This window comes from Halomonas hibernica, assembly GCF_013183775.1.
GTDB lineage: Bacteria > Pseudomonadota > Gammaproteobacteria > Pseudomonadales > Halomonadaceae > Vreelandella > Vreelandella citrativorans.
On record NZ_VIFN01000013.1, the window covers coordinates 62130 to 75479 of the forward strand.

The window sequence follows — 13350 nt, forward strand, 5'->3', positions numbered from 1 at the left end:
TAAACCGGAGTGTTGATGAAATTTTCCATTTCCCGAGAGGCATTGCTGCGTCCGCTGACTCTGGTGGCAGGCGTGGTAGAACGGCGCCAAACGCTACCTGTACTGTCTAATGTGCTGATTCAGGTCGAAGGTGACCAGGTCGCACTAACCGGTACGGACCTTGAGGTTGAACTCATCGGGCGTACTGTCGCAAGCCAGGTTGACCAGCCAGGGGCGGCAACCGTGCCTGCTCGTAAGCTGATGGATATTTGTAAATCGCTGCCTGATCAGTCCGATATCCAACTGACCGTTGAAGATGGCCGAGCGGTGCTGCGCAGCGGTCGTTCACGCTTTACGCTCTCGACATTACCGGTGGCTGAATTCCCCAATATTGAAGATGCCGATAGCAGTCAGGAGTTAAGCGTTCCACGGGGCACGTTAAAGCATCTTATTGAAACCACATCATTTGCCATGGCGCAGCAGGATGTTCGCTACTATCTCAATGGCATGCTGTTGGAAATTCAAAGTAACTTGCTACGCACGGTGGCGACAGACGGCCACCGCTTGGCGATGTGTTCACGTCCTGTTGATGTCGCGGTTAGCCAGCCGCAGAAGCTGATTGTACCTCGTAAGGGTATTCTTGAGCTTTCGCGCCTGTTGGATGATAGCGATGAGCCGGTAAGCCTGACGTTGGGTTCAACCCATGTGCGTGCTCATACCGGTGACTTCACCTTTACGTCCAAGCTGATTGACGGGAAGTTCCCTGACTATGAGCGCGTCGTACCACGCAATGGCGATAAGGTGCTCATTGCTGAACGCGCCGAGTTGCGTCAGGTGCTGTCACGTACGGCGATTCTCTCCAATGAGAAGTATCGAGGTGTGCGCTTATACCTGGAAGAGGGCAACCTTAAGGTCATGGCGAATAACCCTGAACAGGAAGAAGCCGAAGAGAACGTGGCCGTCGAATATAACGGCTCTGCGATGGAAGTCGGCTTCAACGTGGGCTATTTGGTTGACGTGCTTAGCGTACTAAATGAAGACAGAGTGCAAATAACGCTGGCCGACCCTAATAGCAGTGCGCTGCTTGAAGAGCCGGGTGGTGGCGATGCGCTGTATGTTGTTATGCCCATGCGGTTGTAATATAGCGTTTCATAAATGCCAAACGGGGCGGCGCTTCTGGTAGCAGGGGCGCCGCTTTCTCTTGAGGGTTGGTTACGCCTTTTACCCGAGTGTTTACATGAGCTTGAGTCAGCTTAACTTCCAAGGGTTACGGAATTTAGCGCCGCTGGATATGCATCCTTCTCGGGGGATCAATATCATCACTGGGCTGAACGGAAGTGGCAAAACCAGCCTGCTAGAAGGCATTCATGTTTTGGGAATGGGCCGCTCATTTCGTACCCGTCAGCTAAAGCATGCCATCCAATCTGATGTGGCACATATGACGCTCTACGGGCGCCTGGAAGGGGAGCCAGAGATTTCCATAGGGGTGCGCCGGTTACGGGCTCAGCGTGAACTAGAGCTGCGTTTGCGTGGGGATAAGGGGGTACGCTTGGCCGAGTTGGTCGAGGCGATGCCTTTGCAACTAATCAATCCTGACGCTTTTAGGCTTCTTGAAGGGTCCCCGGCCGGACGGCGCGAGTTTCTTGACTGGGGAGTGTTTCACGTGAAACATCACTTTCTGGAAGCATGGAAGCGTACACGTCGAGCAGTGAAACATCGGAACGCATTACTCAGGCGTGGTAGAATAGACCCACAGGAAATGGCGGCCTGGGAGCAAGAGTTGGCGCTATGGGGCGAGGTAGTCGATAGGTTGCGGTTTGAATGGTTTAGTGAGTTTCTGCCTGTCTTTGAAGAAACGCTGAATGTACTTCTTCCGTTACCTGGCTTAAAACTTAACTACGCTCGAGGATGGGACAAACAGAAAACGCTGGCTGATGCGCTTCAGGATAACCGAGACACCGATCAGCAAATGGGGTTTACCCAACAAGGCCCTCAGCGTGCCGATTTGCGTATCAGGCTTAATAAACAGCCTGCTGTTGAAGTACTTTCCAGAGGCCAGCAAAAGCTAGTGGTAAGCGCACTCAAGCTTGCCCAGGGGCGGTTTCTGGAAAGAACGGCACAGCGTCACTGCATTTATTTAATTGATGATTTGCCAGCAGAGCTGGATGTGCAACACCAACAGCGTTTCTGTCAGTTGCTTGAAGAGATGCAGTGTCAGGCATTTATTACCAGCGTCGACCCCGCCGCATTACAACCTATGTGGCAATCTAAAACCCTGGTTAGCATGTTTCACGTGAAACATGACCCGCAAGGGCTTGGCCAGTTGGTACAAGATGGGTAGACGATACGGGACAAGACAGACTTCACGACGGAGTGGTCAATGAGCGAACAGGCTTACGATTCATCAAGCATCAAGGTGCTCAAAGGACTGGATGCAGTACGCAAACGTCCTGGTATGTACATCGGTGATACCGACGACGGCACCGGGTTGCACCACATGGTCTTCGAGTTGGTGGATAACTCCATCGATGAGGCTTTGGCGGGCCATTGTAGTGAAATTCGCGTGGTTATTCATGCCGATGAGTCGGTAACCGTTAGCGATAATGGTCGCGGTATTCCTACCGAGCTGCACGAAGAGGAGGGCGTCTCTGCCGCAGAAGTCATCATGACCGTGTTACACGCGGGCGGTAAGTTTGACGATAACTCTTATAAAGTATCTGGCGGTCTTCACGGTGTGGGTGTTTCCGTGGTTAATGCGCTTTCTGAAGAGCTACGCTTAACTATCTGGCGCCAGGGCGAAGTGTTTGAGCAGATTTACCACCATGGCGTGCCTCAGGCACCGCTTAGCGTGGTGGGTAAAACGGAAAAAACCGGATCACGTGTTCATTTCCGCCCTTCCCAGAACACCTTTGCTAATATTGAATTCCATTACGATATTTTGGCCAAACGCCTGCGTGAGCTGTCGTTTCTGAATTCTGGCGTTGCCATTCGGCTAATGGATGATCGCAGCGGTAAGGAAGAGCTGTTTCATTACGAAGGCGGCTTGAAAGCCTTTGTTGATCACCTCAACTCCAATAAAACGGTTCTGAACCCTGTTTTCCACTTTACTGCCTCGCGGGAGGACGGTGTAGAAGTCGAAGTGGCAATGCAGTGGAGCGACGTCTTTACGGAAAGCATCTTCTGTTATACCAATAATATTCCTCAGCGTGATGGCGGCACTCACTTGGCCGGCTTCCGGGCAGCACTGACGCGCACGATGAATAACTACATCGAAGCGGAAGGCCTGCTCAAAAAAGCCAAGGTAAGCACGGCGGGTGATGATGCTCGTGAAGGCTTAACGGCGATTGTTTCTGTCAAAGTGCCTGACCCGAAATTCTCTTCACAAACCAAGGACAAGCTGGTGTCCAGTGAAGTGAAAACAGCCGTTGAGCAGGAAATGGGCCGCCTGTTTTCTGACTACCTGATTGAAAAGCCTAACGAAGCCAAAGCAATCGTTAATAAAATGCTGGATGCGGCGCGTGCGCGTGAAGCGGCACGTAAGGCCCGGGACATGACGCGGCGTAAAGGCGCGCTGGATATTGCAGGCCTGCCGGGCAAACTTGCTGATTGCCAGGAGAAAGACCCCAGTCAGTCAGAGCTTTACCTGGTGGAGGGCGACTCGGCTGGTGGCAGTGCCAAGCAGGGGCGTGACCGCCGCACGCAGGCCATTTTGCCGCTTAAAGGTAAAATCCTGAACGTCGAAAAAGCACGTTTTGACAAAATGCTTTCGTCAGCTGAAGTGGGTACGCTCATCACCGCGCTGGGCTGTGGTATCGGCCGCGAAGAGTTTAACCCCGATAAACTCCGTTATCACTCCATCATCATCATGACCGATGCGGATGTCGACGGTTCGCATATTCGTACCTTGCTACTGACCTTCTTCTTCCGCCAAATGCCGGAGCTGATTGAGCGCGGCCATATTTTTATTGCCCAGCCGCCGCTCTATAAAATCAAGCGAGGCAAGCAAGAGCTCTATCTTAAAGATGAGCAGGCCATGGTCGATTACTTGACCACGACAGCGCTGGATGGCGCAGGCCTATACGTAAATGCGGACGCGCCGGGTATCTCCGGTTCGCAGCTGGAAGCCCTGGTAAACCAGTATCGTAACGTGATGAAGCGTATCGATCGCCTGGCGCGCGTTTACCCGATTGAAGTATTGAAGCAGATCATCCATGTCACAGGATTGCAGGGCGAGGCGAGTCTTAAAGATCGTGTCACCATGGAAAACTGGATTGCTGAACTGCAAAAAGTCATGGATGACATGGTGGCCTATGAAGGCGGGCCGCGTTACACCTTCTATCTGAAAGAAGATGAAGAGCGTGGCTTGTTACTGCCTACCGTGTCGCTTATTGCGCATGGCGTGACTACCGAGTACGACTGGGGCCTGGACTTCTTTGAAAGCGCGGATTATCGGGCTATTTCAGCGCTGGGTGATACCCTTAATGGGCTGCTTGAAGAGGGCGCCTTTATTTCCCGTGGCGAGCGTCAGAAGCCTGTGGGTCACTTCTCCGAGGTGTTGCAGTGGCTAATGCAGGAAGGTCAGCGAGGCCTTTCGGTACAGCGCTATAAAGGGCTGGGCGAAATGAACCCAGACCAGCTTTGGGAAACCACCATGGACCCGGATAGCCGCCGTATGCTGCGTGTTACGGTTGAAGACGCCGTCGCCGCCGATATGATGTTTAACACCTTGATGGGTGATGATGTAGAGCCACGGCGTAACTTTATCGAAAGCAATGCCTTGGTCGCTAATCTGGACGTATAAGGCACCGAGCGAAAGCTTGCATAACATGTTTCACGTGAAACATTGTTTGAAATGAAAAATGCCGCTGGCTTAAAGCCAGCGGCATTTTTTTGAGCTATAACATTTAGCCGGATGAACGGGATAACAGCCAATCGACAAACTCGGCTAAATCTGTATAAACGAGGGCATTTTCCAGGCCAACGCCCTTGGCCAGTGTTTTCTCGCCTTTGCCAGTTTTTACTAATACCGACTGACAGCCACATGCTTCGCCCGCTTGCAGGTCGCGCAGGCTATCACCCACCATCCAACTGCCGGATAAGCTCGATAAACTTAGCGCACGCTGAATATCATGCAGCAAGCCCGGTAAGGGTTTGCGGCACTCGCAATCATCGGCGGGTCCATGCGGGCAATAAGCGATATGCGCAATGGTTCCTCCTGCGGCATTGACCAACGCATTTAGACGGTCATGCATTTGACCGAGAACGCCTGCATCGTAATAACCGCGGCCAATGCCCGACTGATTCGTGGCTATCGCAACGGTGTAACCGGCTTGGGATAATTTAGCGATAGCATGGATGGAAGAAGGGTAGGGCAGCCACTCTTCGAGTGACTTTATATAGGCGTCAGAATCCTGATTAATGACGCCGTCACGATCAAGAATAACTAGCTGCTCGGGGGAGATAGGCATTGCGCGTTCCATTAAAGACGCTGATTAAGCATCGCCAACGCCTGCAACGTGACGCTAATTTTGCGGCCATCACTACCCAGGTATTTAAATGGGATTTTTTGCAAGCGGAGTAGTTTGGGCAGCGTTTTTTTAAACTGCTCTCGAACTTCCTGCCGGGCGCTGTGCAATCCATCAATCAGCGCAGGGGTTAAACGTTCGATTTGCATCGGTGATTTAGAGAGTTTGCCATAGAGTGAAAAGATAAAGCAGTACCAATCGCGCACCATGCAGTTGATTGGGGTATGTACTTTACCTGGATCCGTTTCAAAATCGATAAAGACAGTTTGGTCTTGGGTGATAAGGATATTGCGTGCGAACGCTTCACTCAGGTAGCAATTGCGCTCATGAACCGCGTTGAGTGCCTGGATGCTTTGGCTAAGCGCTTTATCTACTTCCTCAACACTGCTCGCCTTTTTGAGCTTTTCCAGCAGTGTCTCCGCGGGTTGTTCAGGCGACCCTGCATCCGCCAAAAGAAGGGCTTGAGGATTTTCGGCCAGGATGACGGGCACTGAGATACCTGCTTCACTTAAGGCTCTAATCCGTTGGGCCTCGGTGAAAATACTTTGCTCGCCGCCCAGGTTGGGGACCGGCTTTAACGCTTCAATATTAAACCATGCAGCCAATAACTTGAGCGGCGCATAGGCAAGCTGAGAGTTCCGTTTGGCGGCACGTTTTAACCACACCTTTTGGCCATTCAGCGTATGGGAAGCCATGCTAGCCTGTTGCTGGGGAAATGAGTCCAGTAGAAAGAGATCGTACACAGGGCAACTCCAGAGTGCTTATGCACCCAAGCAATAACACGCATTACGTCTATAAAGGGGAATTAATGCATCAGGAAAACTTTATTTTAGTAAAAATCGATTATTTTTTCACGGTGTTTCACGTGAAACAAACCAGCGGCGCGTGAAGAGACTTTCAAAGAGGAGTGTCACGATGATACGTCACAGCCAGAAATGAGCGCGCTAAAAGGCAGGTAGGGGAGGGAGTGATAAGCGTGCTGCCGGTGGCATAAAAGCCACCGGCAGACGGTCGAGAGAGCGTTATTGGGGGAGCAGCGAAATATCAGCAACTTCCAGGAACAGTGCCTGAAGGCTCGCCAAAAGAGCAAGACGATTATTGCGCACGGCTTCATCATCCGCCATGACCATCACCTGATCAAAAAAGGCATCGACGGGTTCACGAAGCGTCGCCAGCACATCCAGCGCTTGCTGATAATCACCGGTACCAAACAGCGGGGCTACCTGCTCCTGGCGGCTGGTGACTGCCTTGAATAGTACCTGCTCGGCTTCCTCTTGCAGCAGGCTCGGGTCAACCTGAAGGTTGCCGTTGTGATCCTGCTTGCTCAGAATATTGGTCACGCGCTTGTTAGCGGCGGCTAACGCAGCTGCCTCTTCACGTTGAGCAAAGGCTTTCACCGCGCGCAGTCGACGAGCGAAATCGAGCGGGTTGGTGACCGGGCGTGCACGCACCGCCAGGTACATCTCGGCGCTAATGCCTTCTTCCTGGCCCCAAGCGCGGAAACGATCCAGCATATAGGTCAGCACGTCCTCTACCAGACCCTCAGCCTTGGGTAGCCCTTGGTGCTGCTGAGCGGCGGCAGCTAAAAGCTCGCGCAGATCAAGATTCAGCTCGCCCTTGATCAGGATATTCAGCACGCCAATTGAGGCGCGGCGCAGGGCGAAGGGATCTTTTGCGCCGGTTGGACGCTGACCAATACCAAAGATACCTACCAGGGTGTCCAGGCGATCCGCCAAGGCCAGCGTTTGCCCGGTCAGGCTTTGCGGAATAGCATCGCTGGCAAAGCGTGGCAGGTACTGCTCTTCAATCGCTTGAGCAACATCCGCAGGCTCGCCGTCCTGCTCGGCGTAGTAGCGACCCATAATGCCCTGTAACTCAGGGAACTCGAGCACCATTTCGGTGACCAGGTCACACTTGGCAAGTGCCACAGCACGCTGTGCATTGGCAACGTCACCGTTGATCTTCTCAGCAATGAAAGTGGCAATAGCGGTGGTACGACGTGCTTTGTCGGCCAGTGTTCCCAGCTGCTGCTGAAACACCACGCTTTCAAGCTGCGGAATGCGCGAAGCCAGGCTCTGCTTACGGTCGGTATCGTAGAAGAAGGCGGCATCCGCCAGGCGCGGACGAATGACTTTTTCGTTACCCGAAATTACTTGTTGTGGATCAGCGCTATCGATATTGGAGATAGTGATAAACAGCGGTTTGAGCTTGCCCTGGTCATCCAGCAGGTGGAAGTACTTTTGATTGGCCTTCATGGAGGAGATCAAACACTCCGCCGGGACCTCCAAAAAGCGCTCATCGAAACTGCCGGTAAGTGCGACTGGCCACTCCACCAAACCACTGACCTCAACGAGCAGGGTTTCGTCGATAACGGCATTGGCGTCCTGTACTTCCGCTTCGGCTAATACTTGCTCGCGAATGCGCTCGCGACGCAGCTCACGGTCCGCCAATACGTAAGCGTTTTCGAGCGTGGCCAGATAATCATCGGCGTGCTCAAGCTGAATCGCATTGGGGGCGTGGAAGCGGTGGCCATAGGTGGTGCGGCTAGCCTGTAATCCCAGCACTTCTGCGGCAATGACATCGCTGCCGTAAAGTGCGACCAACCAGTGCACCGGGCGGGAGAACTCAATACGTGATGCCCCCCAGCGCATATTTTTAGGTACAGGCAGGCCCTGAATGGCTTTACGCAGAATCTCGGGCAGAAGTGCTTGAAGGCTCTCACCCTGCTGCTGTTCGCGGTAGCCAAGCCAGGTGCCTTTGTCTGTTTCCAGGTGAATTAGCTCATCGACGCTAACACCACAGGAACGAGCGAAGCCTTCGGCTGCTTTGCTTGCAACACCGTCTTTAAAGGCGGCGGCCAGCGCCGGCCCACGACGCTCTACTTCGCGGTCAGGCTGTTTATCGGCAAGCTCGCTGACCTTGACGGCTAAACGGCGAGGTGTGGCGTAAGCGGTCACGTGCTGGAAAGGAATCTCGGCCTCTTGCAGGCCTTTTTCAACCCCTGCGGCAAACGCGTCAGAGAGTGCATCCAGCGCCGCGGGTGGCAGCTCTTCGGCGCCCAGTTCTAATAAAAGCGTATCAACAGCCATTATGCATCTCCCTGATCGGCAAGTAGTTCGCGGCGAAGCGCTTCTGGAGCCATGGGGAAACCTGCTGCTTTACGCGACTCAAAGTAGGTATGGGCAACATCCCGCGCCATGGTGCGCACGCGCAGAATAAAGCGCTGACGCTCGGTTACCGAAATAGCGTGACGGGCATCCAGAAGGTTAAAGGTGTGTGATGCCTTGAGTACCTGCTCATAAGCAGGTAAGGGCAGGTTGGCGGTCAGTAGCTTGGCGCACTCACGCTCCTGGTGATCGAAGGAGGCAAACAGCTGGTCGACGTCGGCATGCTCGAAGTTATACGTCGATTGCTCACGCTCGTTCTGCAGATACACATCGCCATAGGTGACTTGGCTACCATCCGGGGCAATCGCCCACACCAGGTCGTAAACGCTGTCAACGTTTTGCAGATACATGGCAATCCGCTCAAGACCATAGGTCAGCTCACCGGTAACGGGGTAGCACTCAATACCGCCCGCTTGCTGGAAATAGGTGAACTGGGTAACTTCCATCCCATTGAGCCATACTTCCCAACCCAGGCCCCAAGCGCCCAGCGTTGGCGATTCCCAGTTATCCTCAACAAAGCGCACATCGTGGATCAGTGGGTCCAGGCCTAAACGCTTTAGTGAGCCAAGATAAAGGTCCTGCAGATTACTTGGCGATGGCTTCATGACGACCTGAAACTGGTAGTAGTGCTGCAGGCGATTGGGGTTTTCGCCATAGCGGCCATCGGTTGGGCGGCGAGAAGGCTGAACGTAGGCCGCGTTCCAGCTTTCTGGGCCGATTGAGCGCAGGAAAGTAGCGGGATGAAAGGTGCCCGCGCCAACTTCCATATCAAGAGGTTGGAGAATGACGCAGCCCTGTTCTGCCCAGTACTGTTGCAGAGCAAGGATCAAGCCTTGGAAGGTCGACACATCAGGTGTCGATTGGTTTGTCGAGACACTCATCGCAGAAAGCACCGTTGGCCATGAATTCATAAGCCGTCAAGTATACAATCCTAGGCAGATGGGTTATAGGCACATAAGCCAACAGAACCGCTTTTGGTTAAGGAGAGCAAAATGATCGTTGTAACAGGCGGTGCCGGTTTTATTGGCGCAAACATCGTGAAAGCACTGAATGCGCGCGGCCGTAATGATGTCATGGTGGTGGATGACCTGCGCGACGGCACTAAATTTGTCAATTTAGCCGACTGTACGCTGGCCGATTACCTGGATAAAGATGACTTTCTTGCCAAGGTAGAGGCCGCTTTGCGCGGTGAGATCACCGACTTGCCAAACATCGAGGCGATTTTTCATGAAGGGGCGTGTTCCGATACCACGGAGTGGGACGGCCAGTACATGATGAAAAATAACTTCGAGTACTCGAAGGTACTGCTGAATTATTGTGAGAAATTCGGCATCCCTTTCCTCTACGCATCATCCGCCGCGACCTATGGCGGCAGTGACGTCTTTAAAGAGGCGCCCGAGTACGAAAAACCGCTTAATGTCTACGGTTACTCCAAGCTGCTGTTTGATCAACATGTGCGCTCACGCTGGGAGTCGCTAACTACCCAGATCGTTGGTTTCCGTTATTTCAACGTTTACGGCCCTCGTGAACAGCATAAAGGCAAGATGGCAAGTGTCGCCTACCATAACCATCTTCAAATCCGTAACGGCGAAACCCTGAAACTGTTTGGCGCCTATGGTGGTTATGAGGCTGGCATGCAGAGCCGGGATTTTGTGTACGTGGGCGATGTCGTCGACGTCAATCTATGGTTTTTGGATAACCCTCAAGCGTCTGGCATTTTTAACCTAGGAACTGGCCGAGCAGAGCCCTTTAAAGCGATTGGCGAAGCAGTCATCGACTTCTATGGCAAAGGCGAGATCAATTACATCGATTTTCCTGAAGAGTTGAAAGGCCGTTATCAAAGCTACACGCGTGCCGACATCAGTCATTTGCGTGAAGCCGGCTGCGATGTTGAGTTCAAAACCGTGGCCCAAGGGGTTAGCGCTTACCTGGAGTGGCTAAATGGCTAATTCCGCCAAGCGTCTGCTGGTGGTTGGCCCGTCATGGGTGGGCGATATGGTCATGGCGCAAAGCCTCTTTATGACGCTTAAAGCGCGTCAGCCTGATGCGACCATTGGGGTGGTTGCGCCCGCGTGGTCACAGCCCATTTTAGAGCGTATGCCGGAGGTAGACGAAGTGCTCCCCTTGGCTGTTGGTCACGGCGAGTTTGGTTTGGCTAATCGCCGTGAACTCGCCAGCCAGCTAAAAGGGCGCTTTGACCGTGCCATTGTGCTGCCACGCTCCTGGAAAGCCGCCCTCGTTCCCTTCATGGCCCGCATTCCCGAGCGGGTAGGCTTTTTGGGCGAGCATCGCTATGGGCTTTTAAAAGAGCGCCGCAAGCTAGATAAGCAGGTTCTGGACCAGACCGTAAAGCGGTTTGTATCGCTGGGTTTGCCTCGTGATGAAGCGCTCAACGGGGATTTTCCGATCCCCAGGCCGCGTTTAATGATCGACCGGGATAACCTGGTTAATTTGCGCCTGGCTCATGCGCTGTCATCGCGGCCCGCCATTGGCATGATGCCCGGCGCAGAATATGGGCCTGCCAAGCAGTGGCCACTGGCCTATTTTCACAACCTGGCCGCGCAACTTATCAGCGACGGTTTTGAAATTCGGGTACTGGGTGGGCCAAAAGATCATTCGGCAGGCGACAGCATCGTGAAAGGGTTGCCCCATGCGCATAATTTATGCGGCAAAACGCAGCTAGCCGATGCGGTAGACCTGTTGGCCGACTGCCGGCAAGTGGTAACCAACGACTCAGGTCTCATGCATGTGGCCGCTGCCGTCGGCGTGCGCATTCATGCGCTTTACGGCTCTTCGTCACCGGCCTATACGCCGCCCTTGACCAACAACGCTGTCGCTCATTATTTGGGGCTCTACTGCTCGCCCTGCTTTAAGCGTGTTTGCCCGTTGGGGCATACCAACTGCCTTAATCAGTTAGCGGTAGAGCAGGTCTATCAGGCGATGCAAGCCGACCCGCAGCGTGCCAGCGGCTTGATCATTAATGGGTGATGTTTACTTCGTCGGCCTGATCCGCTGGCGTTTCTGTCACTTGATCTGTCGAGGTATCTTCTGCTTCACGGCGTTGGGGCGTTAGTCCTTCCCATAAGCGGTGCTGCAGGGCGGTTTCCTCACGCAAGCGCTCGTTGAGTGTTTCGATACCATGCACCTCAACCAGCGTGGGTTTTTCACTGAGTAGTGAAGCACCCAGCCCTGCTCGGTGATCGTTCAAGGTAAAGCCGAGCGCTTCTAATATCGTTGGAAACACATCCAGCATCGTAGCATCGCGGCGAATACGCTGGGGCTCAATATAGTCGCCGAGCATAATCAGCGTATTATCGCGGTCCAGAGCTGTCAGTTGGTCCCATACGGAGACTCGCATGGTGAGGTGATCGCTGAGTACAACTACCAACGTATTATCCAAAAGCCCTTCGCGCTGTAACTGCTCAATAAATACCCGTGCTTCATGAGCCGAGCACTCCACAGAATACAGAATATCCTGGCCATCAAATGTGCCCTGGCGGTCCTGGCAGGTTTGGGACGGAAACCCGCTCGGCGCATGGCCTGCCAGGTTAAGATTCACCACTGCCCAGGGGCCGCTATCCTCTTCATTTAACCGGCGTATTTCATCAGCGGTAAAATCATAAAGCGTGTCGTCATGGAGTCCCCAGCTATTTAAATACTCTGGATCTTCCATGTCGGGTAAAAACTCTTCTTTACCCTTTACGCTATTAAACTGATGACCGCGATAGAAAAGGCCTTTACCCGCGAACTGTGTACTAGCGCCCCCCAGGTAGCTTAATTGATACCCTTGAGCCGCTAAAATATCACCTAGGCAGTCAACGCCAGGCACCACCTTTTTCAATGGCTCAAACTGTGTATCGTGTAAAAGCCCGGCAGGCATTAGCGGAACACCACACTGACTGGCGATCATTCCCGCCATGGTCCAGCCGGTGTTTTCCATTTGTCGGATGCCTTCGAAAACCAGACCCTGCTCGCCCAGCGTGTTCAAGTCGGCATAAGCGTCATCAAAAACCTCGTTGCTATAGGTCCGCTCAAGGCTCTCCAGGTACATGATTAGCAGATTAGGGGTATGTGACTGCTCGCCGGTCATGGGCGGCATATAACGTCGATTTAACCACTCTCTATCATCAGCCACGACGGCAACGCTGCGTTGCCCCAAGCCATAAAGTAACGGGTTGGTCGCCAGCAAAATAATCGCAAAATAGCGCTCGGCTAGTCGCCAGCGCTGGTCATGGCGCGAAAGCCACGTAATGGAGCATAAAATGCCCAGCATAGTCAGCGTATAAAGTACCGCGACCACCATTTTGCTGGCGCCGCCGTGCTCCGCGATACCGGCCTGTAAATGAAAAAACACAGCGCCTAAATCGACATTGCCGAAGCTGTCAGCTAAATAAACGTACACGCCCATCAAGCTTAGCGGTACTAATGACCAGGGCCATACTTTGCGGTAGCGAGCATTTGCTGGGCGACCCCAGCTCAGCTTCAACCCCGTGCCGATCCAACCAGCGGCGATGAGAAAGAGCGCCCACCAGGGCAGGCGAGTTAACACGGTAGCGGCATAGCCCAGGCTAAGGCCAATGGTCGCTAGTGGCAGCCAGGGAGTAAGTTTCAGTATCCTTGAAGAGGGCATGCCATATCCTAATGCTATTGCAATTTTGGTAAAATAACGTTGTTGGTGC

General features: G+C 53.3%; 10 protein-coding genes. 5 read left to right on the forward strand and 5 right to left on the reverse strand.

Annotated elements, in window-relative coordinates; genetic code table 11:
- Positions 1–15 precede the first annotated feature (15 nt).
- The 3 genes from dnaN to gyrB all read left to right on the forward strand — a co-directional run bounded on the left by dnaN (position 16) and on the right by gyrB (position 4780).
- Positions 16–1119, forward strand: a complete 1104-nt coding sequence (gene dnaN / locus FKN99_RS15690; RefSeq protein ID WP_087106978.1) for a DNA polymerase III subunit beta — start codon at positions 16–18, stop codon at positions 1117–1119.
- A 97-nt stretch (positions 1120–1216) separates the two neighbouring features.
- Complete coding sequence (gene recF / locus FKN99_RS15695; RefSeq protein ID WP_172118747.1) at positions 1217–2320, forward strand: DNA replication/repair protein RecF; 1104 nt, start codon at positions 1217–1219, stop codon at positions 2318–2320.
- A 39-nt stretch (positions 2321–2359) separates the two neighbouring features.
- Entirely contained in the window at positions 2360–4780 is a 2421-nt protein-coding gene (gene gyrB, locus FKN99_RS15700; RefSeq protein WP_172118748.1) for a DNA topoisomerase (ATP-hydrolyzing) subunit B, read from the forward strand.
- A gap of 103 nt (positions 4781–4883) precedes the next feature.
- Here gyrB and gmhB read toward each other — a convergent pair whose 3' ends face one another.
- The 4 genes from gmhB to glyQ form a co-directional block, all read right to left on the reverse strand.
- A complete protein-coding gene (gene gmhB / locus FKN99_RS15705) occupies positions 4884–5447 on the reverse strand; it encodes a D-glycero-beta-D-manno-heptose 1,7-bisphosphate 7-phosphatase (RefSeq protein ID WP_172118749.1) in 564 nt (187 codons plus the stop codon).
- Positions 5448–5458: 11 nt separating this feature from the next.
- Positions 5459–6247: a BUD32 family EKC/KEOPS complex subunit gene (locus FKN99_RS15710; RefSeq protein ID WP_172118750.1), complete on the reverse strand. Its 789-nt coding sequence runs from the start codon at positions 6245–6247 to the stop codon at positions 5459–5461.
- 279 nt (positions 6248–6526) lie between these two features.
- Positions 6527–8593 (reverse strand): glycine--tRNA ligase subunit beta, encoded by a 2067-nt coding sequence (gene glyS, locus FKN99_RS15715; protein WP_172118751.1) that lies wholly within the window; start codon positions 8591–8593, stop codon positions 6527–6529.
- Complete coding sequence (gene glyQ, locus FKN99_RS15720) at positions 8593–9552, reverse strand: glycine--tRNA ligase subunit alpha (RefSeq protein WP_172118752.1); 960 nt, start codon at positions 9550–9552, stop codon at positions 8593–8595. The genes glyS and glyQ overlap by 1 nt, the downstream gene beginning before the upstream one ends.
- A 111-nt stretch (positions 9553–9663) precedes the next feature.
- On the opposite strand from glyQ, the gene rfaD reads away from it, so the two are divergent.
- Positions 9664–10620 (forward strand): ADP-glyceromanno-heptose 6-epimerase, encoded by a 957-nt coding sequence (rfaD, locus tag FKN99_RS15725; RefSeq protein WP_172118753.1) that lies wholly within the window; start codon positions 9664–9666, stop codon positions 10618–10620.
- The gene (gene waaF, locus FKN99_RS15730) at positions 10613–11659 is read left to right on the forward strand and encodes a lipopolysaccharide heptosyltransferase II (protein WP_172118754.1); all 1047 of its coding nucleotides are present in this window, start codon (positions 10613–10615) and stop codon (positions 11657–11659) included. The genes rfaD and waaF overlap by 8 nt, the downstream gene beginning before the upstream one ends.
- On the opposite strand, the gene FKN99_RS15735 is transcribed toward waaF, so the two are convergent.
- On the reverse strand, positions 11649–13301 hold the full coding sequence (locus tag FKN99_RS15735; RefSeq protein WP_172118755.1) for a sulfatase-like hydrolase/transferase: 1653 nt from the start codon (positions 13299–13301) through the stop codon (positions 11649–11651). The genes waaF and FKN99_RS15735 overlap by 11 nt on opposite strands.
- Positions 13302–13350: the final 49 nt, after the last annotated feature.